Origin of the sequence: Burkholderia sp. BCC0419, from assembly GCF_902830285.1 — a bacterium.
Lineage (GTDB): Bacteria > Pseudomonadota > Gammaproteobacteria > Burkholderiales > Burkholderiaceae > Burkholderia.
Genome location: NZ_CADESR010000001.1, coordinates 736,664 through 761,685, shown reverse-complemented (window position 1 = coordinate 761,685; position 25,022 = coordinate 736,664). Strand labels below are relative to the sequence as shown.

21 protein-coding genes and 1 pseudogene are annotated in these 25,022 nt (G+C 66.8%); 4 read left to right on the top strand and 18 right to left on the bottom strand.

Annotation, left to right across the window (positions count from 1 at the left end; all coding sequences use genetic code 11):
* Nucleotides 1-28 precede the first annotated feature (28 nt).
* The gene (locus HWW87_RS03410) at nucleotides 29-2,221 is read right to left on the bottom strand and encodes a hypothetical protein (RefSeq protein ID WP_175820664.1); all 2,193 of its coding nucleotides are present in this window, start codon (nucleotides 2,219-2,221) and stop codon (nucleotides 29-31) included.
* Between the two features lie 469 nt (nucleotides 2,222-2,690).
* Here HWW87_RS03410 and HWW87_RS03405 point away from each other — a divergent pair, with 469 nt between their 5' ends.
* The 3 genes and pseudogenes from HWW87_RS03405 to HWW87_RS03395 all read left to right on the top strand — a co-directional run.
* Nucleotides 2,691-3,755, top strand: coding sequence for an acyltransferase (locus HWW87_RS03405; protein WP_175819231.1), 1,065 nt, complete (start codon nucleotides 2,691-2,693; stop codon nucleotides 3,753-3,755).
* Nucleotides 3,756-3,791: 36 nt separating this feature from the next.
* A complete protein-coding gene (gmd, locus tag HWW87_RS03400) occupies nucleotides 3,792-4,838 on the top strand; it encodes a GDP-mannose 4,6-dehydratase (protein ID WP_175819230.1) in 1,047 nt (348 codons plus the stop codon).
* Nucleotides 4,825-5,760 (top strand): annotated as a pseudogene (locus tag HWW87_RS03395) (NAD-dependent epimerase/dehydratase family protein); the annotation flags it as partial. The gene gmd and the pseudogene HWW87_RS03395, both read left to right, overlap by 14 nt.
* 144 nt (nucleotides 5,761-5,904) lie before the next feature.
* Here HWW87_RS03395 and HWW87_RS03390 read toward each other — a convergent pair.
* The 12 genes from HWW87_RS03390 to HWW87_RS03335 all read right to left on the bottom strand — a co-directional run bounded on the left by HWW87_RS03390 (nucleotide 5,905) and on the right by HWW87_RS03335 (nucleotide 19,407).
* On the bottom strand, nucleotides 5,905-7,095 hold the full coding sequence (locus tag HWW87_RS03390; RefSeq protein WP_175819228.1) for an O-succinylhomoserine sulfhydrylase: 1,191 nt from the start codon (nucleotides 7,093-7,095) through the stop codon (nucleotides 5,905-5,907).
* 260 nt (nucleotides 7,096-7,355) lie between these two features.
* Nucleotides 7,356-8,888, bottom strand: coding sequence for an amidophosphoribosyltransferase (gene purF, locus HWW87_RS03385; RefSeq protein WP_175819227.1), 1,533 nt, complete (start codon nucleotides 8,886-8,888; stop codon nucleotides 7,356-7,358).
* A 51-nt stretch (nucleotides 8,889-8,939) separates the two neighbouring features.
* Complete coding sequence (locus HWW87_RS03380; protein ID WP_027782633.1) at nucleotides 8,940-9,434, bottom strand: CvpA family protein; 495 nt, start codon at nucleotides 9,432-9,434, stop codon at nucleotides 8,940-8,942.
* A 7-nt stretch (nucleotides 9,435-9,441) separates the two neighbouring features.
* The gene (locus tag HWW87_RS03375) at nucleotides 9,442-10,266 is read right to left on the bottom strand and encodes an SPOR domain-containing protein (protein WP_175819226.1); all 825 of its coding nucleotides are present in this window, start codon (nucleotides 10,264-10,266) and stop codon (nucleotides 9,442-9,444) included.
* Nucleotides 10,267-10,295: 29 nt separating this feature from the next.
* Nucleotides 10,296-11,606, bottom strand: coding sequence for a bifunctional tetrahydrofolate synthase/dihydrofolate synthase (gene folC / locus HWW87_RS03370; protein WP_027810587.1), 1,311 nt, complete (start codon nucleotides 11,604-11,606; stop codon nucleotides 10,296-10,298).
* Nucleotides 11,607-11,702: 96 nt separating this feature from the next.
* The gene (gene accD / locus HWW87_RS03365) at nucleotides 11,703-12,575 is read right to left on the bottom strand and encodes an acetyl-CoA carboxylase, carboxyltransferase subunit beta (protein ID WP_006755101.1); all 873 of its coding nucleotides are present in this window, start codon (nucleotides 12,573-12,575) and stop codon (nucleotides 11,703-11,705) included.
* A 59-nt stretch (nucleotides 12,576-12,634) separates the two neighbouring features.
* Complete coding sequence (trpA, locus tag HWW87_RS03360; protein WP_174433554.1) at nucleotides 12,635-13,450, bottom strand: tryptophan synthase subunit alpha; 816 nt, start codon at nucleotides 13,448-13,450, stop codon at nucleotides 12,635-12,637.
* Between the two features lie 43 nt (nucleotides 13,451-13,493).
* Nucleotides 13,494-14,345, bottom strand: a complete 852-nt coding sequence (locus tag HWW87_RS03355; RefSeq protein ID WP_175819225.1) for a site-specific DNA-methyltransferase — start codon at nucleotides 14,343-14,345, stop codon at nucleotides 13,494-13,496.
* 9 nt (nucleotides 14,346-14,354) lie between these two features.
* Nucleotides 14,355-15,548 (bottom strand): tryptophan synthase subunit beta, encoded by a 1,194-nt coding sequence (gene trpB / locus HWW87_RS03350; RefSeq protein WP_175819224.1) that lies wholly within the window; start codon nucleotides 15,546-15,548, stop codon nucleotides 14,355-14,357.
* Between the two features lie 54 nt (nucleotides 15,549-15,602).
* Entirely contained in the window at nucleotides 15,603-16,304 is a 702-nt protein-coding gene (locus tag HWW87_RS03345) for a phosphoribosylanthranilate isomerase (protein WP_175819223.1), read from the bottom strand.
* Complete coding sequence (gene truA, locus HWW87_RS03340) at nucleotides 16,301-17,113, bottom strand: tRNA pseudouridine(38-40) synthase TruA (protein WP_174433551.1); 813 nt, start codon at nucleotides 17,111-17,113, stop codon at nucleotides 16,301-16,303. The genes HWW87_RS03345 and truA overlap by 4 nt, the downstream gene beginning before the upstream one ends.
* Nucleotides 17,113-19,407 (bottom strand): FimV/HubP family polar landmark protein, encoded by a 2,295-nt coding sequence (locus tag HWW87_RS03335; RefSeq protein WP_175819222.1) that lies wholly within the window; start codon nucleotides 19,405-19,407, stop codon nucleotides 17,113-17,115. Before HWW87_RS03335 ends, truA begins: the two co-directional genes overlap by 1 nt.
* Before the next feature lie 813 nt (nucleotides 19,408-20,220).
* Here HWW87_RS03335 and flgE point away from each other — a divergent pair.
* Nucleotides 20,221-21,465 (top strand): flagellar hook protein FlgE, encoded by a 1,245-nt coding sequence (gene flgE, locus HWW87_RS03330; RefSeq protein WP_175819221.1) that lies wholly within the window; start codon nucleotides 20,221-20,223, stop codon nucleotides 21,463-21,465.
* A 99-nt stretch (nucleotides 21,466-21,564) separates the two neighbouring features.
* Here flgE and asd read toward each other — a convergent pair whose 3' ends face one another.
* From asd to HWW87_RS03305, 5 genes are all read right to left on the bottom strand, one after another.
* Nucleotides 21,565-22,686, bottom strand: coding sequence for an aspartate-semialdehyde dehydrogenase (gene asd, locus HWW87_RS03325; RefSeq protein ID WP_012338485.1), 1,122 nt, complete (start codon nucleotides 22,684-22,686; stop codon nucleotides 21,565-21,567).
* A gap of 85 nt (nucleotides 22,687-22,771) precedes the next feature.
* A complete protein-coding gene (locus HWW87_RS03320) occupies nucleotides 22,772-22,891 on the bottom strand; it encodes a hypothetical protein (protein ID WP_006756675.1) in 120 nt (39 codons plus the stop codon).
* A gap of 119 nt (nucleotides 22,892-23,010) precedes the next feature.
* Nucleotides 23,011-24,078 (bottom strand): 3-isopropylmalate dehydrogenase, encoded by a 1,068-nt coding sequence (gene leuB, locus HWW87_RS03315; protein ID WP_011548096.1) that lies wholly within the window; start codon nucleotides 24,076-24,078, stop codon nucleotides 23,011-23,013.
* Nucleotides 24,079-24,157: 79 nt separating this feature from the next.
* Nucleotides 24,158-24,808, bottom strand: a complete 651-nt coding sequence (gene leuD, locus HWW87_RS03310) for a 3-isopropylmalate dehydratase small subunit (protein WP_175819220.1) — start codon at nucleotides 24,806-24,808, stop codon at nucleotides 24,158-24,160.
* 66 nt (nucleotides 24,809-24,874) lie between these two features.
* Nucleotides 24,875-25,021, bottom strand: coding sequence for an entericidin A/B family lipoprotein (locus HWW87_RS03305; RefSeq protein WP_174390580.1), 147 nt, complete (start codon nucleotides 25,019-25,021; stop codon nucleotides 24,875-24,877).
* Nucleotide 25,022: the final 1 nt, after the last annotated feature.

Genomic DNA, 25,022 nt, shown 5'->3' with positions numbered 1-25,022 from the left:
AGTGACGTCGACGACGGCGCGCCGCCCGTCACGGTTTCCAGCGATACATCAGCACCTTGCCGCGCGCGTCTTCCTCGACGAACACGAGGTATTCGCCGTTCTCGCGCCGGAATGCGCTGATGCCGAACGGCACGTCGACCCAGCCCGACGCCTTGCCGACCTCCGCGCCCGGGCTCATCACGCCCACTTCCTTGCCGGTGTCCTTGTCATACACGTGGATCTTGCCGACCGGCTCCACGGTGAAGATGTAGCGGCCCTCGACGGTGATCCCGATCAGGTCGAAGATCGGCTTCGCATCGAGCTTCCACGGCAACGCCACCTGGTAGCGCACGACTGGCGAGCCCGTCGACCACTTGTCGAAGCGGATCAGCACGCGCCCGACTTCCTTGTTGATGCCCGGCTGCGGCGGCGCGTCGGCCGTGTAGCCGGTCACGTACAGCGTGTCGGTCTGCGGCTCGTAGATCGCGCGGCGCAGCTGCGTGAACGGCTGCGGCATCGGGTAGGTCGTGACCTTGTCGTACGAATAGATCGGGTTGCCGGCCTTGTCGACGCCGCCGTACTGGAAGCGGTGGATGCCGCGCACGTCGCTCGTGCGCCAGATGTCGCCCTTCGTATCGACCCACCAGCCCCAGCCGCCCGCCTTCGCCTTGCCTGTCGTGTTGATCTCGGACTCGTCGGCATCGATCCGGCCGTTGCCGTTCGCGTCGCGCCACAGCCAGTCGCCGCCCGGCGGCTTGTTCGGCACCTTGTCGACCGGCCGCGCGCGGCCCGCGATCAGGCCGGAAGGAATCGCGACCTCGCCGTCGCGCTTCGCGTCGAAGCGGTAGATCTTCAGGTGATCGGCGTACATGTCGGTCAGGTACAGGAACGTACGGCCGTCGACGCGCCGCGCGATCGGCATGCCCGGATACTGGTCCGTGTGGAACACCGGATCGTCCGGATACTTGAAGCGGTTCGACAGGAAGCCGACGTATTTCCAGTCCTGGCCCGGCGGCTTCGACAGGTCGAGCTCGAAGCGCTTGTTGCCCATGTACACGCTGTTCGGCCGCGCGGGGTCGAGCCACGCGCCGTCGACGAACAGCAGCCCCTGCACCTGCCAGCGCAGCTTGCCGTCCGGTGTGTAGCTTTCCAGCACCGCGCCGAGCCCCGCGCCGATCGTGTCGTGGCGCGGCCCGATCCCGTTCATCGACACATAGATGTTGCCGGCGCGGTCGACACCGACGCCCGTCAGCCCGTTGAAGCGCTGCGGCCCCGGCCGGCCCGGCACCGGGCCCGCGAAGATGCCGCCGCGCTCGCCGAGCGTGCCCGACGGCGCATAGCCCTTGCCGCCTTTCGAGAAGATCAGGATCTGCTGGCGCGGCCCGTTGTCCGCGACCAGCACGCGCCCTTTCGCGTCGACCGCCACGTCCACCGCGTCGGTGCCTTCCGGCAGCGCCGGCGCGTCGTCGAGCTTGCGGCCGTCGGCCCGCACGTGCACGAGATGCGCGGGCCCGCCCAGCGTATCGGTCAGCAGCCACAGCGTGCCGTCGCCCGCGAGCGCGATGCGGCCCGGCTCGTGCGCGCTCCACGTGCCCTTCTGCTGCATCGTCTCGGCGTCGTACACGTCGACCGCGTCATGCGACGGGTTCGTCGCGAACAGCGTCTTGTCGTCGGCCGCGAGGCCGCCCACTTCCGCCTTCGCCTCGCCCACTTCCGAGCGCGCGGGGGCCGGCACCTCGTTCATCATCATGAAGCTCGCGGCCATCCGTGCGCGGCCGGTATCGGCGCGCCCGCCCGGTGCGACCTGCGGCGCCGCGCGAAACGGCGCGGGCTGCTTCATGTCGCCGATCGTGCGCCGCGAGATGCCGAACCATTGCTTGCCCTTGTCCGGCCAGATGCCGGGCGACTGCAGGTGGCCGCGCTCGTTGCCGACGCCGATCGCGACGTACGCGTACTTGCTGTTCACCGCGATCGCGTTGCCGCCAAGATTGCCCCAGCCGTGCGTGCCGCCGGCGAAGCCGAGCATCTTCCCGTCCTGGTAGACGCTCGCCTCGGCGCCGCTCTCGTCCCACGGCGCATTCGTATACACCTTGCCCTCGGGCGTCACCGCGATCGCGCGGATGTCGATCTGCGTCCAGCTGCCGTCGCCATAGCCGAACGTGTTGCCGATCCACGACGTCGTCGCGGGCAACACCGTTTCGGCCGGCACGGCGCTCGTCAGCAGCGCCGCGCCTACCGTCATGCCAACCAGAATCAGACGTCGCAATGCGCTTCTCCAGACTCGATGCAACAGCGACCGGCGCCGCCACGGATCGCCCGCGGCGGCGACCTGTCGCTAAATGGGTTTCAAACGTCGCGATGCAGGTTACAAGCAAAAATAATCACAAGAAATTTGGAAATATTTGGGGATGTTTCTACCTGAAATATCGAACCGGAACAGCCTGTAAATGACGTCCGGAAACGGCAATAACGACCGCCTTTCAGCCGCCGCCGTGTAGAAAATTCCGCTCCGCGCCGCCTGTCGTGCCCGCCCGAGGGCCAACCTTTCATCTCGCGATCGCAATAATCGGGATTTGAATATTTGGCGGCAGATAAATGACGCGCGTTTTTTTACCGATTTCTTTTCCCTAGAATCGATTTCGATTCCCTATTCCATTTAAAGGCATGCAATACGTACACGCATCGGATGCGGGTCGTGAAGGAGCCGCGCGATGACGGCCCTGTCGCGCCCCGCCGACCTCGCCCCGCCGCAACACGGCCGCATCGTCCAGCTGGACGGGCTGCGCGCGATCGCGGTGGGCGCCGTATTCCTGCAGCACGCGCTGAAGGCCCCGCTGTGGATGGGCGTCGATCTGTTCTTCGTGCTGAGCGGCCTGCTGATCACCGGCATCCTGCTCGATCGCAAGGCGCGCGGGCAGTCGTACTTCAGCCACTTCTACGCGCGCCGCGTACGCCGCATCCTGCCGCCGTACGTGCTGCTGCTGGTGGTGTCGACGCTGCTGTTCGGTGCGAGCTGGCTGCCGCACTGGCCGTGGTTCGCGTTCTTCTCGACCAATATCGGGCTGTCGCTCGGCAGCATCGGCCATGACAGCCTGAACGTGCTGTGGTCGCTCGCGGTCGAGGAGCAGTTCTATATCTTCTGGCCGTTCGTCGTGCTGTGGTGCTCGGAGCGCGCGCTGCTGTGGGTCGCCGCCGCGCTGATCGTCGCGGCGCCGGTGCTGCGCGCGATCGCGACGCCGTGGTTCGATTCGTTCTGGCCGATCTACTACCTGACGCCGTTCCGGATGGACCTGCTCGCGGCCGGCGCATTGCTCGCGATCGTGCTGCGCCGCGACCGGCGCGCGCTGGAGCCGTTCTACCCGCTCGCGATCGTCGGCGCGCTCGTGTCGCTCGCGATCCTCGGCTGGCTGCACCTGTCGTTCCCGCGCTTTCGCGCCGCGAACACGCCGCTGTCGAATGCCGCGCTCTACAGCATCTCGCTGCTGCTGTGCACGTCGATCGTCGTGATCGCGCTGCGCGGCCGCGGCCTCTTGCAGCGCGTGCTGACGAACCCGATGCTCGTCTACGTCGGCACCGTCAGCTACACCGTCTACCTGATCCACCTGAGCGTGCTGTACGCGCTGTGGCCGCTGCACCTGAACCGTTTCGTCACGGCCGCGCTCGCGCTTGCGATCACGCTCGCTTACGCGACCCTGAGCTGGTACGGCTTCGAACGGCGCCTGACGCGCGGGCCTGCGCGCCGCGTGGTGCCGGCCGCCGCCGGCACGACCGCCTGAATTTTTCTATCCATCGATTTCGACAAGGACAACGCCATGAGCCAAACTCGCAAGAAGGCCATCATCACGGGGATCACCGGGCAAGATGGCGCCTACCTGACCAAGTTGCTGCTCGACAAGGGCTACCAGGTCACGGGAACCTACCGCCGCACCAGCTCGGTTAACCTGTGGCGCATCGCCGAGCTGGGCGTCAACACGCACCCGAACCTCACGCTCGTCGAGCACGACCTGACTGACGCCGGTTCGAGCATGCGGCTGCTGGAACGCACGCAGCCGGACGAGCTGTACAACCTGGCCGCGCAAAGCTTCGTCGGCGTGTCGTTCGAGCAACCGTCCACAACCGCCGATGTCACCGGCCTCGGCCCGCTGCACCTGCTCGAGGCGATTCGCGTCGTGAGCCCGAAGACGCGCTTCTACCAAGCGTCGACATCCGAGATGTTCGGCAAGGTGCAGTCGATTCCGCAGACGGAAGCGACCTCGTTCTACCCGCGCAGCCCGTATGGCGTCGCGAAGCTGTTTGCGCACTGGATGACCGTGAACTACCGCGAGTCGTACGGCCTGTTCGGCAGCAGCGGCATCCTGTTCAACCACGAATCGCCGCTGCGCGGCCGCGAATTCGTCACGCGCAAGATCACGGACACCGTCGCGAAGATCAAGCTCGGCAAGGCAACCCGCCTCGAACTCGGCAACCTCGACGCGAAGCGCGACTGGGGCTTCGCGCTCGAATACGTCGAAGGGATGTGGCGGATGCTGCAGGCCGACGAGCCCGACACCTACGTGCTGGCAACCAACCGGACCGAGACCGTGCGCGACTTCGTGCGGATGGCGTTCGCGGCGGCCGGCTATCAGATCGAATGGACCGGCAAGGGTGAGCAGGAGCGCGGCCTCGATGTGGCGACGGGCAACGTGCTCGTCGAAGTGAATCCCAAGTTCTACCGCCCCGCGGAAGTCGATCTGCTGATCGGTTGCGCGGGCAAGGCCAAGAGCAAGCTCGGCTGGGCGCCGGAAACGACGCTCGAACAGCTTTGCCAGATGATGGTCGAGGCGGATCTGACGCGGAACCAACACCATGACACGTTCTGAGATCGAACACGCACCGCGCCGTGCATTCGTCACGGGCTTGACGGGTTTCACCGGGCGCTACATGGCGCAGCATCTCGAAGCCGCCGGCTACGAGGTCTGGGGAACGGTCGCGCCCGGTTCGCCGCCCACCGACGATCCGATGTTCGCGAATTGCACGCTGCTGCCCGTCGACCTGCTCGATGCGGATGCGGTACGCGCGGCGACCGCCGACGCACGGCCCGACGCAGTCGTGCATCTCGCCGCACGCGCGCATGTCGCACAGGATGAGCCGGCGCAAACTTACGCGGTCAACGTAGTCGGCACGCGCAATTTGCTGGCCGCGCTCGCGGGCCTCGACCGCCGTCCGTCGGCCGTGCTGCTCGCGAGCAGCGCAAACATCTACGGCAATTCGACCGCCGGCGTGCTCGACGAGAACGTCCCGCCCGCCCCGGCGAACGACTATGCAATCAGCAAGCTCGCGATGGAATACGCGGCGAAGCTGTGGGCTGACCGGCTGCCGATCATCATCGCGCGGCCGTTCAACTACACGGGTGTCGGCCAGAGCGACTCATTTCTGCTGCCAAAACTCGTCGCGCACTACGCGCGCAACGAACCGCGGATCTCGCTCGGCAATCTCGACGTGCGCCGCGATTTCTCCGACGTGCGTGACGTGACGGCTGCGTACCTGAAACTGATCGAAACCGCGCCGGCCGGCGAGATACTCAACGTTTGCTCGGAGCGCGCCTATTCGCTGAAGGAAGTGCTGGCGATCCTGTCCCGCATCGCAGGCTATGTGATCGACGTGACGATCGATCCGCGTTTCGTGCGGGACAACGAAGTGAAGAGCCTGAGCGGGTCGCGCGACAAGCTGCGGCGCGCGGTGGGCGAACTGCCCGTCACGCCGCTCGACGAAACGTTGCGATGGATGGTGAGCGCCGTGCGTAACGACGCGCCGGCGGCACCTGCGCGGCCGCTGAACGGATCGCGCACGCGCGAAGGCGGACGCCGCGACTATGTCGCCGATGGCGACAGGCCGTCCGCACAAGAACGCCCCGTCGCATCGCTGTGAGGATGCCTGCCAGCGTGCTCAGCCGTCCAGACCGCGCGCCAGATCGTTGCGAACGTCGCCTGCATGCTCGAGCCCAACCGCGAGGCGGATCAGCCCCTCGGTGATCCCCGCCGCCGCGCGCGCTTCCGGCGTGATGCGGCCGTGCGTCGTGGTGGCCGGATGCGTGATCGTCGTGCGCGTGTCGCCGAGGTTGCCGGTGATCGACACCAGCTTGGTGGCGTCGATCACGCGCCATGCGTTCGCGCGCTGCTGCTCCGGCGTGTCGCCTTTCAGCTCGAACGACACGATCGCGCCGCCCGCCTTCTGCTGGCGCTTCGCGAGTTCATGCTGCGGATGCGATTCGAGGCCCGGATAGAACACGCGCGCCACCGCCGGATGCGAGTCGAGCCAGCGCGCGATCTCCAGCGCGTTCGCCGATTGCTTCTCGACGCGCAGCGACAGCGTCTCCATCCCCTTCAGCAGCACCCACGCGTTGAAGGCCGACAGCGTCGGGCCCGCGCTGCGCACGAACGGGAACACCTTGCCCATGATGAATTCCTTCGAGCCGACCAGCGCGCCGCCGAGCACGCGGCCCTGCCCGTCGAGGAATTTCGTCGCCGAGTGCATCACGACGTCCGCGCCGAGCTTCAGCGGCTGCTGCAGCACCGGGCTGCAGAAACAGTTGTCGACGACGAACAGCGCGTTCGCGGCCTTCGCGATCTTGCCGATCGCCTCGATGTCGGCGAGTTCGGTCAGCGGGTTCGACGGCGTCTCGAGGAAGAACATCTTCGTTTCCGGCCGCACGGCTTCCTGCCACGCGTTCAGGTCGGTCGGGTCGACGAAGGTCGTCGTGATCCCGAACTTGCTGAAGATCTGCGAGAACATCCCGAGCGTCGAGCCGAACAGGCTGCGCGAGCTGACGAGGTGGTCGCCCGCCTGCAGCGCGGACATCACGACCGACATGATCGCGGCCATGCCCGACGCCGTCGCGATGCACGCCTCGCCGCCCTCGAGCGCCGCGAGACGCTCCTGGAACATGGTGACGGTCGGGTTCGTGAAGCGCGAATAGGTGAAATAGTCTTCCGAATTCGCGAAACGCTCGGCCGCGTCGGCCGCGCTCGAAAAGCAGAAGCTCGACGTGAGGAACAGCGCTTCCGAGTGCTCGTTGAAGTCGCTGCGCAGCGTGCCCGCGCGCACGGCAAGCGTGTCGAAGTTGAGGGAGTCGTCCATGTTCCGTTTTCCGTATTCGATGGCCGCGCCGACGGTCATGCATGAGGCGCGGACCCGGTCAAAACCGAGGCCAAAAAACAAAAAGCCCGCTATGCGTCGGCATCAGCGGGCTTCGGTGCGGTACGACAGCGATCGACTCGGGCCGGCTGCCGCCGGCCTTCGCTTTAGCTGTTTTGGGAAGTTGCCCCGCGTCCGCAAGCTGATATCAAATCGACGCAAGGCCACATCCTATCACGCCTCGATAAAAGCGTGCGCCGGCGTTACTCGACCGACAGTTGCAGGTTCATCTGCGAACGCTCGGTGTCGCCGGCCGTGTCGCGATCGGCCTGCGACGCCGGCGTGAGGCGCGCGCGCTCGATCCTGTCGAGATACTCGGGCGTCACGTCGCCGGTGATGTAGTTGCCGTCGAAGCACGACGCCTCGAAGCGCTCGAGCTTCGGGTTGATGTCGCGCACCGCGCGGCGCAGATCGTCGACGTCCTGGTAGATCAGGTGGTCGGCGCCGATGATCTTCGCGACTTCCTCGTCGGTGCGGCCGTGCGCGACGAGCTCGCCGCGCGTCGGCATGTCGATGCCGTACACGTTCGGGAACTTCACGGGCGGCGCCGCCGACGCGAAGATCACCGACTTCGCGCCCGCATCGCGCGCCATCTGCACGATTTCGTGCGAGGTCGTGCCGCGCACGATCGAATCGTCGACGATCAGCACGTGCTTGTCCTTGAACTCGATGCTCATCGCGTTGAGCTTCTGGCGCACCGACTTCTTGCGCACGGCCTGCCCCGGCATGATGAACGTGCGGCCGACGTAGCGGTTCTTGAAGAAGCCTTCGCGATACTCGACGCCGAGCTTCGCGGCGACCTGCATCGCAGCCGGGCGCGACGAATCGGGAATCGGCATCACGACGTCGATCGGCACGTTCGGCAGTTCGCGCTTGATCTTCTCGGCGAGATAGTCGCCCATGCGCAGGCGCACGTTGTAGACCGGCACGCCGTCGAGGCACGAATCCGGACGGGCCAGATACACGTATTCGAACATGCACGGATTCAGCGTCGGGTTCTCCGCGCACTGCTGGCTGTGGAAGTTGCCGGCCTTGTCGATGAAGATCGCTTCGCCCGGCTCCAGGTCACGCACGAATTCGAAACCGATGCCTTCGACCGCCACCGACTCCGACGCGACCATCCACTCGGTGCCGTGTTCGGTCTCGAGCTTGCCGAGGCACAGCGGGCGGATGCCGAACGGATCGCGGAACGCGAGCAGGCCGTAGCCGGCGATCAGCGACACGATCGCATACGAACCCTGCAGGCGGCGATGCACGCCAGAAACCGCCTTGAACACCGATGCCGGATCGAGCTCGAGGCCCGTGGTCGACAGTTGCAGCTCGTGCGCGAACACGTTGAGCAGCACTTCGCTGTCGGAATTGGTGTTGATGTGCCGGCGGTCGATCCGGAACATCTCGTCCTTCAGTTGCTGCCAGTTCGTCAGGTTGCCGTTGTGCGCGAGGATGATCCCGAACGGCGCGTTCACGTAGAACGGCTGCGCCTCGGCCTCGCTCGACGCCGAGCCGGCCGTCGGGTAGCGCACCTGGCCGATGCCGTAGGTGCCGGGCAGGCTGCGCATGTTGCGCGTGCGGAACACGTCGCGCACCATGCCGTTCGCCTTGTACATGTGGAAATTGCTGCCGTCCGCCGTCGCAATGCCCGCCGCGTCCTGACCGCGATGCTGCAGCAGCAGCAGGCTGTCATAGATCAGCTGGTTGACCGGGGATTGGGAGATAACACCTACGATGCCGCACATGGCATGTCCTTCAAGATGACAAAATCGGTTACGTCCTGCCCGGCCGCGTCGTCACACGCGTACGTACTGGGCCATGCCGTCGGGCAGGAGCTGCTTCAGCTCGTGCACGCCCTGTTCGGCAAAAGGACGCAATAGCGCATTGCGCCAGAAATCCTGTTTGGGCAGTTCGGTCAGCCCGGCCGCCGCGACCAGCAGCACCACCAGCACGCAGCCGCGCACCAGCCCGAACATCATGCCCAGCGAGCGGTCGACGCCGCCCAGGCCACTCGCCTGCGCGATCCGCGACAGCAGCGCGTTCGCCACGCCGGCGACCAGCACGACGCCGATCACGAGCAACGCGAAGGCGATCACCCACTGCGTCAGCGCGCCGCCCGGCCAGTTCGCCGGGATATACGGCACGACCAGCCCGACGTAGCGGCCCGCGATCACGATCGCCGCGATCCAGCCGATCAGCCCGAAAATCTCGGACACGAAGCCGCGCCACGCGCCGCGCAGCGCCGACAACACGATCACCGCCAACACAGCGTAGTCGAAAGCCGTCAGCATCGCGGCATTACTGCGTCAGACCGGCTTCGCGCACCTTCGCGATCGCGGCGGAGGCCGCCGAGCGATCCGCGAACGGGCCGGCACGCAACAGTGTAGCCGTGCTGCCGTCTGCCTGCTTGCGATGCTCGACATATGCGGGCACGCCCGCCGATTTCAACTTGGTCGCCCACGAACGGGCCGTCGCGTCGTCCTTGAACGACCCGAGCTGCACCGCGAAGCGCGCACCGGCCGGCGATGCCGGCGACGATGCATCGCCGCTGTCCGGGCTCGCCGCGCCGGCATTCGCTACCGTTGCGGGCGCAGGCTTCGGCGCGGCCGGTTTCGCCGCGGGCGCAGCCGGCTTCGGCGGCGTCACGCTCGCGGTGGTGGTCGTATCGGGTTTCGCGACCGGCTTGGCAGCATCCTTCGGCGCGGGCGCCGGTGCGGCCGCAACGGCCGTGTCGGAGGCCGGCGGTTCGTCGTGCGCGACGCCCGCCTGCACGTCGGACACATCGTCGTCGCGCGGCGCGACCGCCTGGTGCGCAGGTCGGTTCGGGATGTCGATCGCGATGTCGTCGGTGACCGGCTTCGGGTGCGAATCGAGCACCATCGGCAGCACGACCACCGCGGCCACGACGAGCGCGATCGCGCCGACGAGGCGACGGCGCGCGCGTTGCTTTTCTGGAAGGGTCGGATCGAGGAGCAGTGCGTCCGATTCCGGACGCTCGGTGCGGCGCGAGCGTCGCTCGACGCGTTCAGTGCGCTCCGTGCGCACGTTCCGGGAGGCCCCGGTGCGACCGCCGCGCCGCGGGGGCGCGTCGTCGTCTTTCTTGCCGAACGAGAAAATTCCCATGAATGGCTGAGTCCGAAACTGCCCGTCAGTCAGTGTTGCTGCGATTTACGGTAGGCCAGCACGCCGGCGACCGTATGGAAACTGCCGAAAACCACGATTCTATCATTCTCGGATGCTCTTTTTAGTGCATCGCGAAATGCTTCCGCGGGCGACGCGTAACGCGTCACGCTCGAATCGGGCCCCTCCTCCACGCCGGCCTTGCGCAGCGCGGCTTCGAGCTGCTCCGCGGAGGCCGCGCGCGGCAGCGGCAGATCGGTCACGCACCAGTGGTCGATCTCGCCCTTCAGGTGCTGCAGCACGCCGTCGATGTCCTTGTCGTGCATCGCGCCGAATACCGCGTACGTGTACGGGAAGAAGCCCATGTTGCCGAGGTTCTGCTCGAGCACGGCCGCTGCATGCGGGTTGTGCGCGACGTCGAGCACGATCGCCGGCTTGCCGGGCAGCACCTGGAAGCGCCCCGGCAGCTCGACGTTCGCCAGCCCGAGCCGGATGTCCTGCGCGGACACCGGCAGCACCGGGCGCAGCGCCTCGAGCGCGGCGAGCGCGGCCGATGCGTTGATCAGCTGATTCGCGCCGCGCAGCGCCGGATACGCGAGCGCCGGATAGCGCTTCTCGCGGCCGAGGTAGCTCCATTGCTGGCGCTCGGCGCCCGCCTGCGCCTCGTAGCGGAAATCGCGGCCGACCAGCCACAGGTCGGCGCCGATCGCTTCGGCGTGGTCGATCAGCGTCTGCGGCGCGGCCGGATCGCCGCAGATCGCCGGCTTGCCCGCGCGGAAGATCCCGGCCTTCTCGAACGCGATCTTCTCGCGCGTGTCGCCGAGGTATTCGGTGTGGTCGATGTCGATGCTCGTGACGATCGCGCAATCGGTATCGATGATGTTGACCGCATCGAGCCGGCCGCCGAGGCCGACTTCGAGAATCACCGCGTCGAGCCCGCGCGATGCGAACAGATGCAGGATCGCGAGCGTCGTGAATTCGAAATACGTGAGCGACACGGGCTCGGCCAGCGACGTGCGCGCGGCTTCGACGGCCTCGAAGTGCGGCAGCAGTTCGTCGTCGGTCACGTTCTGCCCGTTCACGCGCGCGCGCTCGTTGAATTCGAGCAGGTGCGGCGACGTGTGGCAGCCAACCTTGTAGCCGGCGCGCACCAGGATCGTCTCGAGGAATGCGCAGGTCGAGCCCTTGCCGTTCGTGCCGCCGACGGTGATCACGGGGCACGCGAATTCGAGCTGCAGCGCCGCCTTGACCTGCCCGATGCGGGTCAGGCCCATGTCGATGCCGACCGGGTGCGCGCGTTCGAGATGCGAAAGCCACGCATCGAGAGTGGGAAAAGTGCTCATCGGATCAAATCTGGATCGGTACCGCCACTACGAAAAACGAAGCGCGCCGCCTGACGCTGAAGCCAGGCGACGCGCAGAGTCACAACCTTGCGCCGGTCAAGCCAGCGCGTCGGCCGGCTGTCGCTGCAGCAGCGCGAGCAATTGCGCGATCTCGTCGCGCATCTTGCGGCGGTCGACGATCATGTCGATCGCGCCCGTCGTCAGCAGGAATTCCGCGCGCTGGAAGCCTTCCGGCAGCTTCTCGCGCACCGTCTGCTCGATCACGCGCGGGCCGGCGAAGCCGATCAGCGCCTTCGGCTCCGCGATCACGACGTCGCCGAGGAACGCAAAGCTCGCCGACACGCCGCCCATCGTCGGGTCGGTCAGCACCGAGATGAACGGCAGCTTCGCTTCGGCCAGCTTGGTCAGCATCGCGGTGGTCTTGGCCATCTGCATCAGCGACAGCAGGCTTTCCTGCATCCGTGCGCCGCCCGATGCGGTGAAGCAGATGAACGGCACGTGCTGTTCCAGCGCGTTCTGCGCACCGCGCGCGAAGCGCTCGCCGACGACCGAACCCATCGAGCCGCCCATGAACGAAAACTCGAAGCAGGCTGCCACAACCGGCAGCGTGTGGATCGCGCCGCCCATCACGACCATCGCGTCGGTCTCGCCCGTCTCGTCCATCGCTTCCTTCAGACGATCGGGGTACTTGCGGCTGTCCTTGAACTTCAGCGAGTCGACCGGCACGATTTCCTGGCCGATCTCGTAGCGGCCTTCCGGATCGAGCAGCCCGTCGAGGCGCTCGCGCGCGCCGATGCGCATGTGGTGATCACACTTCGGGCACACGTGCAGGTTCGCGTCCACGTCGTTGCGATAGAGAACGGCCTCGCAGGACGGGCACTTGACCCACAGGCCTTCCGGAATGCCCTTGCGGCTTTTCGGGTCGGTCTGCTTGATCTTCGGCGGCAACAGTTTGTCGAGCCAGCTCATCGTATGGTTTCCTGTTCCGTGGCGGGCCGGCCGCTTGGCCCGCCCGCTTCCTGTTGTGTTTATCGCGCCGTCTTGCCCGCGCCGTCCAGGGCGGCACGCAGCTCGGCGATGAAAGTCTTCAGCGCATCGGCGGCAGCGTCCGGCGCAGCGCTTTCGAGCAGCTGCACGAGGCGGCTGCCGATCACGACGGCGTCCGACACTTCGGCCACCGCGCGCGCCGTTTCGGCGTCGCGGATGCCGAAGCCGACGCCCACCGGAACCGGCACGCGCGACTTGATGGCCGGGATTTTACCCGCAATGCTGGAAACATCCAGATTTCCGGCCCCGGTCACGCCCTTGAGCGACACGTAGTACACGTAGCCGCTCGCGATCTTGCCGACGTCGGCAATGCGTTCGTCGGTCGACGTGGGCGCGAGCAGGAAGATCGGATCGATCTGCGCGGCCCGCATCTTTTCCGCGAACACGCCCGCCTCTTCCGGCGGATAGTCGACCACCAGCACGCCGTCGACGCCGGCCGCGTGCGCTTCGGCCGCGAACGCGTCGACGCCCATCCGTTCGATCGGGTTCGCATAGCCCATCAGCACGACGGGGGTTTTGGGGTCGGTTTCGCGAAAACGCTTCACGTCGGCGAGCACGCTCTTCAACGTGACGCCGCGCGCGAGCGCGCGCTCCGACGAGCGCTGGATCACGGGGCCGTCGGCCATCGGGTCCGAGAACGGCACACCGAGTTCGATCACGTCCGCGCCGCCTGCGGCGAGCGCGTGCATGAATTCGACGGTTTTCGCGGGATCGGGGTCGCCGGCCGTGATGAACGGGATCAGGCCTTTACGGCCTTGTTCGGCGAGCGCGGCGAAGGTCTGCTGAATACGGGACATGGCAATTTTTTCCTTGGTGCGTTCGGCGATGCGGCGGCGCGATTCACGCGCACGCCGGCGCGGCGAGCGCGCTCACGCGCTCGTGCGCGATCGCACAATAGCTTTCGTTGATCTCGTAGCCGACGAAGTCGCGCCCCTGCCGTGCGCAGGCCACCGCGGTCGTGCCGCTGCCCATGAACGGATCGAGCACGCGGCCGCCCGGCGGGCAGCTTGCGAGCACCATCCGCTCGATGATTTCCAGCGGCTTCTGGGTCGGATGATCGACGCGCTCCGCGTGCTGCCGGTGCAGGCGCGAGACCGACCAGACGTCCTTCGGGTTGTAGCCCATCTCCAGCCACTTGCTGCCTTCGAACAGCTTGCGCGAGCGGGCCTTCTTCGTGTCGGCGTCGTACGGGATGCGGACCGGATCGAGATCGAAGTAATACGCCTTGGAAACCGCGAAAAAGCCGATGTTGTCGTGCACCGACGTGAAACGGCGCGTCGTGCCGCCCATGCTCGGCACGCGCCGGTCCCAGATGATCTCGTTGACCATCGTGAGCTGCGTCTTCAGGAAACTGAAGATTTCCGGCGCGTACTGCCACGTGCAGAAGATGTACATCGACCCGCTCGGCTTCAGTTTCGGAATCGCGAGTTCGAGCCACTCGCGCGTCCACGCGAGGAAATCGTCGCCCGAACGCTTGTCCGAATCGTTGCCGTAGTCCTTGCCGAGCCCGTACGGCGGATCGGCGACGATCAGGTCGATCGACGCGTCCGGCAGGTGCGCGGCATCGGTCAGGAAATCGCGGTTGTGCAGTTCGATACCGTGCGGCAGCGCGCGCGGCACGGCAGCGGCGGGCTGAACCGCCTCCACCTCGCTCGCGGCGCCGCCGCCCGGCTCTTCGATCAGGTCACGCATCGGTCGGGGTCAGAGCTCGATGCCCGATCGCTCGGCGACCGTGTGCATGTCCTTGTCGCCGCGGCCCGACAGGTTGACGAGCAGGATCTTGTCCTTCGGCAACGTCGGCGCGAGCTTCACGCCATACGCGATCGCGTGGCTCGACTCGAGCGCGGGAATGATCCCCTCGATCCGGCAGCAGTCGTGGAACGCCTTTAGCGCTTCTGCGTCGGTGATCGGCACGTACTGCGCGCGGCCGCTGTCCTTCAGCCATGCGTGCTCGGGGCCGACGCCCGGATAGTCGAGGCCCGCCGACACCGAATGCGTCTCGATGATCTGGCCGTCGTCGTCCTGCAGCAGGTACGTGCGGTTGCCGTGCAGCACGCCCGGGCTGCCGGCGATCAGCGAGGCCGCGTGATGCCCCGTGTCGAGGCCGTCGCCGGCCGCTTCGACGCCGATCAGCTGCACCGATTGATCGTCGATGTACGGATAGAAGATGCCCATCGCGTTCGACCCGCCGCCGACGCAGGCGATCACCGCGTCCGGCTGCCGGCCGGCGAGCTCGGGCATCTGCACCTTGCACTCGTCGCCGATCACGCGCTGGAAGTCGCGCACCATCATCGGGTACGGGTGCGGGCCCGCGACCGTGCCGATGATGTAGAACGTGCTTTCGATGTTCGTGACCCAGTCGCGCATCGCTTCGTTCAGCGCGTCCTTCAGCGTGCGCGAACCCGATTCGACCGGCACGACCGTCGCGCCAAGCAGCTTCATCCGGTAGACGTTCGCGGCCTGCCGGCGCACGTCCTCGGAACCCATGTAGACGATGCACTCCATCCCGAAGCGCGCGCAGATCGTCGCGGTCGCGACGCCGTGCTGGCCGGCGCCCGTTTCGGCGATCACGCGCTTCTTGCCCATGCGCTTCGCGAGCAGCGCCTGGCCGATCACGTTGTTGATCTTGTGCGCGCCCGTGTGGTTCAAGTCTTCGCGCTTCAGGTAGATCTGCGCGCCGCCGAGCATCTCGCTCCAGCGCTGCGCGTGATAGATCGGCGACGGACGGCCGACGAAGTACTTCAGTTCGCGCTCGTATTCGGCGACGAACTCGGGATCGTTCCGGAACTTTTCATACGCCGCGCGCAGTTCGTCCAGCGCGTGAATCAGCGTCTCGGCGACGAACGTGCCGCCATACGGGCCGAAATGGCCGCGATCATCAGGAAGGTTGTACATGGTGTCTCTCTCGATCGGTCGGTGCGCCCGCTTGTCAGGCCGCACCGGCTTGCATCACCCGGCGTCCGCTTCGCGCACCGCGCGTACGAACGCCGCCATCCGGGCGTGATCCTTCACGCCCTTCGCGCCCTCCACTTCGATGCCACTCGAGACATCGACAGCAAACGGACGCAGCTGGCGGATCGCATCACCGACGTTTTGCGCGTTCAAGCCACCACTCAAAACGGCCCGACGCGCGAGCTCTGCGGGAATAAGAGACCAATCGAAGACCTTGCCGCTACCGCCGTAATCCGGCACCAGGGTGTCGAACAGGAGGCCGCGCGCTTTCGAATAATGAAGAGCCGATTCTACCAAATCGGCACGCTGCGTCGAGGGGCCGACGCGCACCGCGCGCAACCAAGGCAGGCGGGCCGCGCGGCCGAGCGCATCGCACTGCTCGGGCGTCTCGTCGCCGTGGAACTGCAGCAGCGTGAGCGGCACGTCGCGCACGACGGCTTCGATCTCGGCTTCGGTCGCATTCACGAACAGCCCGACCACCGAGACGAACGGCGGCGCCAGGCTCGCCAGCTCGGCTGCCTGCGCGATCGTCACCGCGCGCGGGCTCTTCGGGTAGAACACGAGGCCGATCGCATCGGCGCCGAGCGCCGCCGCGTGCAGCACGTCCTCGGGGCGCGACAGCCCGCACAGCTTGATGCGCGTGCGCGGCGGCAGGCCCGCCGCGGCGGAACTCGAAGAAGGCACGTCGTGATCCGTCATGATAGTGGGTCCAGATCGGCCCAGACGCTGCTCCACGGCACGCTGCCGAGCTGCGCGGGCGGGACGGCGAATTCCGCCGGGTAGCCGACGTGGGCGAGATACAGCCCGTCGGCCATGAACGTGGGCGCCGCGAGGTTGCGATCGCGCCCGGCCAGCACGTCGGCGAGCCAGTCGGCCGGATAGCGGCCGCGCCCGACCGCGACGAGGCAGCCCATCAGGTTGCGCACCATGTGATGCAGGAACGCGTTCGCGCGGAAGCGGAAATGGATGAAATGCCCCGCGCGCCGCACGTCGATCTGATACAGGTGTTTGACCGGCGTCTTCGACTGGCATTCCGACGACCGGAACGACGAAAAGTCGTGCTCGCCGATCAGGTGCGCGGCGGCGGCGCGCATCGCGTCGTCGTCGAGCGGCGTGTGGATCCAGCCCGCGCGACCGGCCAGCATCGGCGAGCGCACCGGATGCACGTACAGCGCGTAGTAGTAGGTACGCTCGAACGCCGAGAAACGCGCGTGGAAGGTGTCCGGCATCGGCTTCGCCCACTGCACGGAAACGGTCGACGGCAGGAACGCGTTGGTGCCGCGCACCCACGAGAACACCTCGCGCTCGAGGTCGGTGTCGAAATGCACGACCTGCCCTAGCCCGTGCACGCCCGTGTCGGTCCGCCCGGCCACCGTCGTATGCAGCGGCACGCACGCGAATTCGCCGAGCGCGTGCTCGAGCGCGTCCTGCACGGTCTTGCCGTGCGGCTGCGCCTGCCAGCCGCAGAACGCCGCGCCGTCGTACTGGATGCCCAGCGCGATCCGCATCACGCCTCGTCCGCCAGTTTCGCGAGCAGCGCGCGTGCGTCGTCGCGCGTCGCGGCGTCGTTCGCGTCGACCACTTCCTGCAGCAGCGTCCGCGCGCCGGACAGGTCGCCCAGTTCGACGTATTCGGCCGCGAGGTCGAGCTTGTTGCGGGCGATGCGCGCGAGTTCGTCCGCGGTGAGCGCAGGCAGCGCGGCACCCGGCGTGGACGGCAGGTCGAGATCGAAGTCGAGCTTCAGCGCGCCGAACTGCGCGCCGCCGAGCGGCGGCAGCGATGTCGCCGCAGGCGGGCTGCCCGCTTGGCCGGCGGGCATCGCCGCGTCCGGATCCCAGTCGAACTCGTCTTCCTGGTCGGCCGGATGTTCCGGTGTCGTTTCACCCGAACCCATCGGCGGGTGCTGGGCGGATTGACCGTTAGTTGCGATTTTATCGGCGTCGGGCTGCGTTGCCCGCGCTGCGACTTCCTCCGGCGTCAACGACGGCTCGTCCGCCGCCCGCGGCGGCAACGGCATGTCGAGACTGTTGAGCGCGCTGATCGCGTTCTGCATCAGCGTCGCGTGCTGCGCTTCGGTTGTCGAAGGTGCGGCAGATGCGGCGGATGCGGCGGTCGGCTGGGCCGGCTGGGCCGGCTGGTCAGCGACAGCGGCTTTTTCGGCCGGTTCTGCGTCGTGCGAAGCCTCAGCCGGAACCGGGGTCGCCTCGTTCGCGGGCGGCTCCGCAGCGTGAGCAGGCGACGACTCAGGCAACTCGTCGCGCGGTGCCGTCATTTCGGGCGCGGGCGATGTGTCCGCTGCGAGCGGCTCGACCGTCTCCGCCGCAGCGGCAGTCGCCGCGGCGAGATTCATGTCGGACGCCGCATCGCGTGCGACCGGCATCTCGGGCGTGATCGGCAGTTCGCGTTCGACGGACGGCGCGGCTTCCGCTTCTGCAGCCGCGGCGCCGCCTGCTGCGGCCGCAGTCGCAGCGGCAGTCGCCGCGGCGAGATTCATGTCGGACGCCGCATCGCGTGCGACCGGCATCTCGGGCGTGATCGGCAGTTCGTGTTCGACGGACGGCGCGGCTTCCGCTTCTGCAGTCGCGGCGCCGCCTGCTGCGGCCGCAGTCGCAGCGGGACCCGCATCGTCCGCGCGGCGACCTTTCCGGCGTTTGCGCCATGCGAAGCCGGCCGCGAGCACGATCACGGCAGCGCCGGCCACGGCGGCCGGTCGCCAGTCCATTTGCTCGGTACGACGTGCCGGTGTCGCGACGGGCGCGACCGGTTGCACGGAAGCCGATGCCGGTTGCGGCGCACTGGCTGCCACCCCCGACGCGGTTTCGTCTGCCGTCGATGCAGCGGCCGACGCACCAGCGTCATTCGCGGCCGGACGCGGCGCGGCGGGCGCCGGAGCAGGCGCAGGTGCGACGCCGGTCGTCGTCGCCGGCTTGCCGATGCCGTGCTTCTGCAACTCCATCAGCACGCGATTCTTCAACGCCAGCAATTGCTGCAGGCTCGACGGCCGCGGCTGCGACGCACCCACGGCGGGCGCCGCGCCGCCCGGTTCGTGCACGCCGGAAACCGGGCCGCCCGGCGCCGACGCCCCCGCAGCCTCGCTCGCGAACGACGGCGCCGACTGGATCGCACCGCTCCACACATGCGGGCCGCTTGCACCGGCGGTGGGCGCCGCCGGCTGCATGCCGTCGACAGCCGACGCGCCATGGGCAGCCGACCCACCGATCGAAGCCGAAGCACCGCTCGAAGCCGACGCTCCCGCCGCCGTCGCCGTCGCGGCACTCGCACTGCTCACCGGAGCCGCGTGCACGGCCGGCGCCACCGGCGCGGACTGCACGGCCGAGCCGGGATACGGCGCGGATGCGCCATGCGGCGCGCTCGCCGCCCCGCCCGATGCGGCGGCGGGCGCGGAAGCGGCCGTCGCACCGGACGCAGCGGACGCGCCGGCCGGCACGAGCGCCGCGCCGGTGGCGTCGAGCGCGGGCACGGTCAGCGTCGCGCCGACTTTCAGGCGGCTCGCGTCGCGCTTCATGAACGCCTGCGGATTGGCGTCGAACAGCGCGCGACCGGCGCGCGCGAGCACGGCCGGGTCGTGCGATTGCGTGGCCGCTTTCGCGATGTCGTTCAGCGACTGGCCCGGCTGGACCGTCACGGTAAGCGGAGCAGCGGCGCCGACAGCAGACGCCGGCAGTTCGCCGGTGCCGACTGCCCACGCCGATGCGGCTGCGCCGAGCGCCAGGATCGCCAGCGCGCCACGCACGGCGCGCGACAGACGGGACTGACGCGGAAACAAGAAAATTCGGGACATCGTTGGCTCTATCGCCGCGCGCGGGCGCGGCTCGGATTCGCGGTTGGAAGCGTCAATAAAGTGGCTGCAGAAATGCAAAAGCGTCGCGCGGAACGCGACGCTTTCGGCGGGTCTGTGCGTCGTAACCGCGTAGTTTACTTCACGCGATCGGGTTCCGGCCGAATTCGTCGCCGGCAGGTGCAACCGGGCGCGGGCCGGCGCGCGTGTCGCGCGGGTCCGCCTGCCGCAGCCCACTCATCCGATCGATCAAAGCGAACCTGCTCGCGCAGTCCCAAGCCGTCTCGCAGCAGCATCGCCCCACCGTTCGAATGATGCGGCTTTCTGATGTTCACCGCGTGTACGCCGCAGGATCGCGACGACAGAATCGCAAGCGCGCCCTCAACAATCCACCCCGCCCGCCGTTAATGAATTAACAGCCGGAAATCAAAGCAAATCCCGACCGGCGATCAATCCCGCTCCAATCAATACCAATTCGTCGATAAGAAGGCAATTTCCCTCTCTTATCGGAGAAATGAAAATTTACACCGCCAAATCCCCGCCCTGTAAGGCTTTCGCCGCCTTCCACACGATCCATTGCTCATACAAAAGCGATCGTTTCTGCATCAATTCAATTCCATTACACAAAATTACACAGATTAAATAATTACCGCCGATACGATCGTCTTCAAACAGAAATCGGCACGTTTCGACCTCGCGCTTGCCCATGCCGGAAAGGCGGGCGCGCGCTTGGCCAGGCTGATGCCGTGAAGTACCGGAGGGTCATCGCGCAGTCGCACGACTGCATTCACTCACCAGCTCGTTACGGGGACGAACATGGGCTATCAGCAGGGTTTGAGCGGGTTGGCCGGCGCGTCGAGCAATCTCGACGTGATCGGCAACAACATCGCGAACGCAAACACGGTTGGCTTCAAGCAGGGACGCGCGAACTTCGCCGACATGTACGCGAATTCGGTCGCGACGTCGGTCAACACGCAGATCGGCATCGGCACGCGGCTCGCGTCGGTGCAGCAGAATTTCGGCCAGGGGACGATCAATTCGACGAAGTCGTCGCTCGACGTCGCGATCAACGGCAACGGCTTCTTCCAGATGTCGAGCAACGGCTCGACCACGTACTCGCGCGACGGCACGTTCCATCGCGACAAGAACGGCGCGATCGTCGACGCGCAAGGCCGCAACCTGATGGGCTATGCGGCAGGTGCCGGCGGCGTGATCAACACCGCGCAGACCGTGCCGCTGCAGGCGCCGACCAGCAACATCGCGCCGCGCGCGACGAGCCGGATCACCGGCCAGTTCAACCTGAACGCGCAGGACAAGGTGCCGACCAAGACGCCCTTCAACGCGAACGACAACACGACCTACAACTACAACACGTCGATCCAGGTCTACGACACGCTCGGCGGCTCGCAGCAGGTCACGATGTACTTCGCGAAGAGCGCGGCCGGCGCGTGGCAAGCCTACGCGGGCGTGCAAGGCCAGACGCCGACGAATCTCGGCACCGTCACGTTCGACGCATCGGGCCGGATCAGCTCGACGACGTCGGCCGCGACCGGCCAGCCGACCGCGAGCCTCGGCCAGTTCGCGTTCTCGATCCCGAACACGACGGGCGGCGCCAATCCGCAGAACCTGACGCTCGACCTGGGCGGCACGACGCAGTACGGCGGCAAGGACGGCGTGAACAATCTCGCGCAGGACGGCTTCGCGAGCGGCACGCTGACGACGTTCTCGATCGGCACCGACGGCAAGCTGACCGGCAATTACTCGAACGGCCAGAGCGCGGTGCTCGGCCTGATCGCGCTCGCGAACTTCAACAACCCGAACGGGCTCGTGAACATCGGCGGCAACCAGTATGCGGAAACGGCCGCGTCGGGCGTGCCGCAGATCGCCGCGCCGGGCAGCACGAACCACGGCACGCTGCAGGGCAGCGCGCTGGAAAACTCGAACGTCAACCTGACGACCGAGCTCGTGAACCTGATCACCGCGCAGCGCAATTACCAGGCGAATGCGCAGACGATCAAGACCCAGCAGGCCGTCGACCAGACGCTGCTGAACCTGCGTTGAACCACGCATGAAAAACGCGCCGCGCCGGCCCTGAATCCCAAGGCCGACGCGGCGCGTCATGTCGTGCAGCCCGGCCCGCGGGCCGGACAGGCAACGTGCTTACTTGTCGAGCAGGATGCGCAGCATGCGGCGCAGCGGCTCGGCCGCGCCCCACAGCAGCTGATCGCCGACCGTGAACGCCGACAGGTATTCGCCGCCCATCGCGAGCTTGCGCAGGCGGCCGACCGGCACCGACAGCGTGCCGGTGATCTTCGCCGGCGACAGGTCGCGCATCGACGCTTCACGCTCGTTCGGCACGACCTTCACCCAGTCGTTCGCCGATGCGAGAATGCCGTTGATCTCGTCGAGCGGCACGTCCTTCTTCAGCTTGATCGTCAGCGCCTGCGAGTGGCAGCGCATCGCGCCGATCCGCACGCACAGGCCGTCGACCGGAATCGAACCCGGCTCGCCCATCGCCGGCTTGCCGAGGATCTTGTTGGTTTCCGCGCCGCCCTTCCACTCTTCCTTCGACATCCCGTTGCCGAGATCCTTGTCGATCCACGGAATCAGCGAACCGGCGAGCGGCACGCCGAAGTGGCTCGTCGGCATCGCGTCGCTGTTCATCGCGGCCAGCACGCGGCGGTCGATGTCGAGGATCGCGGAAGCCGGATCGGCGAGCTGTTCCTGCACCGCGCCGTTCAGCGTGCCCATCTGCGACAGCAGCTCGCGCATGTTCTGCGCGCCCGCGCCCGATGCGGCCTGGTACGTCATCGCGGTGATCCAGTCGACGAGGTTCTCGCGGAACAGGCCGCCGAGCGCCATCAGCATCAGGCTGACCGTGCAGTTGCCGCCGATGAAGTTCTTCGTGCCCTTGACGAGCGCGTCCTTGATCACGTCGAGGTTGACCGGATCGAGGATGATGACCGCGTCGTCCTGCATCCGCAGCGACGATGCCGCGTCGATCCAGTAGCCGTTCCAGCCGGCCGCGCGCAGCTTCGGGAACACGTCGTTCGTGTAGTCGCCGCCCTGGCACGTGATGATCACGTCGCACTTCTTCAGCTCGTCGACGTTGGTCGCGTCCTTGAGCGTGGTCTCGTTTTTCGCGAACGACGGCGCCTTGCCGCCCGTATTGCTGGTGCTGAAAAACACCGGTTCGATCAGGTCGAAATCGCCCTCTTCCTGCATGCGCTGCATCAGGACGCTGCCGACCATGCCGCGCCAACCTACGAGACCTACGTTCATGACTAACCCTTTGCTTTGAATGGAGCTTCCCCGCCATTTCCGTCCCCGCGTGACCGCGCGGGGAAACAGGCGGGCACGACGGCGATCAGCGTTTAATGATCGTTTTCGTGGTAATGGTTTTCGTGATGACGATGGCGCGCGCACCCGCACGGGCAGTGTTGCCGTGGAGTTTCAGGACCGGGGAGATCAGGGAAATCAGCGCCATCGTTCGAGTCTACACAAAGCCGGTGGCCCGCACAACGGCCAACCGCGCGCGAACCGGCCGATTTTGCGGCCCGTTCGCGCCCTTTTCCACATTAATTACCGCACTTCATTTCCGTCCGCTTACAGCGCGGCGACCACCGCATCGCCCATCGCCGCCGTGCCGACCTGCTTGCAGCCCGGCGTCGCGATGTCGCCGGTGCGGTAACCCTGTTCGAGCACCGTTTTCACCGCGCGCTCGATGCGATCGGCCTGCTCCGCGCGATTCAGCGAGTAGCGCAGCAGCATCGCGGCCGACAGGATCGTCGCGAGCGGGTTCGCGATGCCCTTGCCCGCGATGTCCGGCGCCGAACCGTGCGACGGTTCGTACAGGCCCTTGTTGTGCTTGTCGAGCGACGCCGACGGCAGCATGCCGATCGAGCCCGTCAGCATCGACGCTTCATCCGACAGGATGTCGCCGAACATGTTGCCGGTGACGATCACGTCGAACTGCTTCGGCGCCTTCGCGAGCTGCATCGCCGCGTTGTCGACGTACATGTGCGACAGCTCGACGTCCGCGTATTCCTTCGACACGTCGATCATGATGTCGCGCCAGAACTGCGACGTCTCCAGCACGTTCGACTTGTCGACCGACAGCAGCTTCTTCGCGCGCTTTTGCGCGGCCTGGAACGCGACGTGCGCGATGCGGCGCACTTCCGGCTCCGAGTAGCGCATCGTGTCGAAGCCTTCGCGCTCGCCGGCGAACGGGCCGTCCGGCGCCGCACGCACGCCGCGCGGCTGGCCGAAGTAGATGTCGCCGTTCAGTTCGCGCACGATCAGGATGTCGAGGCCCGCGACGAGCTCCGGCTTCAACGGCGATGCATCGACGAGCTGCGGATAGCAGATCGCCGGGCGGAAGTTCGCGAACAGCTCGAGGTGCTTGCGCAGCCCGAGGATCGCCTGCTCGGGACGCAGCGCGCGCTCGAGCGAGTCGTACTTCCAGTCGCCGACCGCGCCGAACAGGATCGCGTCGGCCTGCTTCGCGAGCGCCAGCGTCGCGTCGGGCAGCGGATGGCCGCTCGCCTCGTAGCCCGCGCCGCCGACCGGCGCCTGTTCGAGTTCGAACTTCTCGTCGAGTGCGTTCAGCACCTTCACCGCTTCATTGACGATTTCCGGACCGATGCCGTCGCCGGGCAGCACTGCAATCTTCATGCGAAATTCCTGACTGGGTAGATTGTTATGGAGGCAGGCCGGCGAGCGCGCTCACGGCGCGCCCGCCCGCAACGCGCGATCAGCCGACCAGCTTGGTGTTGAGCCACGGCTGCTTCACGAGCCGCTCCGCTTCGAACTGGCGGATCTTGTCCGCGTGGCGCAGCGTGAGGCCGATGTCGTCGAAGCCGTTCAGCAGGCAGTACTTGCGGAACGCGGTGATCTCGAACGGATACTCGCGGCCGTCGCCCGCGCGCACGACCTGCGCGTCGAGGTCGATCGTCAGCTGATAGCCGTTGAACGCGACCGTCTCGTTGAACAGGTGATCGACCTGCTGCTCGGTCAGCACGATCGGCAGCAGACCGTTCTTGTAGCAGTTGTTGAAGAAGATATCCGCGAAGCTCGGCGCGATGATCACGCGGAAGCCGTACTGCTGCAGCGCCCACGGCGCGTGCTCGCGCGAGCTGCCGCAGCCGAAATTCTTGCGTGCCAGCAGCACCGATGCGCCCTGGTAGCGCGGTTGGTTCAGCACGAAGTCCGGGTTCAGCGGACGCTTCGAGTTGTCCTGGCCCGGCTCGCCGTGATCGAGGTAGCGCCATTCGTCGAACGCGTTCGGACCGAAGCCCGTGCGCTTGATCGACTTCAGGAACTGCTTCGGGATGATCGCGTCGGTGTCGACGTTCTCGCGATCGAGCGGCGCCACGACGCCGGTATGTACAGTGAATTTTTCCATGATCCGTCTATCCGGTTGAAGGGCCGGCACGCGGCCGGCACACATCGACAAATTCTCGGGGCGGCGTCAGTCCGCGGCGCGCTGCAGCGCATTGCCGGCGGCATGGACGTCCTCGCCGAAGCCTCGGACGGTATTGCAGCCGGCCAGGCCGAAGCCCAACCCCGCCAGCGCCAGCGCGGCAACCAGCCGCGCGATGAGCTTCGATGCCGTCACG

Coding starts and splice junctions, on each gene's coding strand:
- purF (WP_175819227.1), bottom strand. CDS start 8,888: ATGTGCGGCATCGTAGGTGTTATCTCCCAATCCCCGGTCAACCAGCTG.
- gmd (WP_175819230.1), top strand. CDS start 3,792: ATGAGCCAAACTCGCAAGAAGGCCATCATCACGGGGATCACCGGGCAA.
- HWW87_RS03355 (WP_175819225.1), bottom strand. CDS start 14,345: ATGCGTGACCTGATCGAAGAGCCGGGCGGCGGCGCCGCGAGCGAGGTG.
- asd (WP_012338485.1), bottom strand. CDS start 22,686: ATGAACGTAGGTCTCGTAGGTTGGCGCGGCATGGTCGGCAGCGTCCTG.
- flgE (WP_175819221.1), top strand. CDS start 20,221: ATGGGCTATCAGCAGGGTTTGAGCGGGTTGGCCGGCGCGTCGAGCAAT.
- HWW87_RS03375 (WP_175819226.1), bottom strand. CDS start 10,266: ATGGGAATTTTCTCGTTCGGCAAGAAAGACGACGACGCGCCCCCGCGG.
- leuB (WP_011548096.1), bottom strand. CDS start 24,078: ATGAAGATTGCAGTGCTGCCCGGCGACGGCATCGGTCCGGAAATCGTC.
- HWW87_RS03345 (WP_175819223.1), bottom strand. CDS start 16,304: ATGACGGATCACGACGTGCCTTCTTCGAGTTCCGCCGCGGCGGGCCTG.
- trpA (WP_174433554.1), bottom strand. CDS start 13,450: ATGTCCCGTATTCAGCAGACCTTCGCCGCGCTCGCCGAACAAGGCCGT.
- truA (WP_174433551.1), bottom strand. CDS start 17,113: ATGCGGATCGCGCTGGGCATCCAGTACGACGGCGCGGCGTTCTGCGGC.
- trpB (WP_175819224.1), bottom strand. CDS start 15,548: ATGTACAACCTTCCTGATGATCGCGGCCATTTCGGCCCGTATGGCGGC.
- HWW87_RS03335 (WP_175819222.1), bottom strand. CDS start 19,407: ATGTCCCGAATTTTCTTGTTTCCGCGTCAGTCCCGTCTGTCGCGCGCC.
- folC (WP_027810587.1), bottom strand. CDS start 11,606: ATGAGCACTTTTCCCACTCTCGATGCGTGGCTTTCGCATCTCGAACGC.
- HWW87_RS03410 (WP_175820664.1), bottom strand. CDS start 2,221: ATGACGGTAGGCGCGGCGCTGCTGACGAGCGCCGTGCCGGCCGAAACG.
- accD (WP_006755101.1), bottom strand. CDS start 12,575: ATGAGCTGGCTCGACAAACTGTTGCCGCCGAAGATCAAGCAGACCGAC.
- leuD (WP_175819220.1), bottom strand. CDS start 24,808: ATGGAAAAATTCACTGTACATACCGGCGTCGTGGCGCCGCTCGATCGC.
- HWW87_RS03320 (WP_006756675.1), bottom strand. CDS start 22,891: ATGGCGCTGATTTCCCTGATCTCCCCGGTCCTGAAACTCCACGGCAAC.
- HWW87_RS03380 (WP_027782633.1), bottom strand. CDS start 9,434: ATGCTGACGGCTTTCGACTACGCTGTGTTGGCGGTGATCGTGTTGTCG.
- HWW87_RS03405 (WP_175819231.1), top strand. CDS start 2,691: ATGACGGCCCTGTCGCGCCCCGCCGACCTCGCCCCGCCGCAACACGGC.
- HWW87_RS03390 (WP_175819228.1), bottom strand. CDS start 7,095: ATGGACGACTCCCTCAACTTCGACACGCTTGCCGTGCGCGCGGGCACG.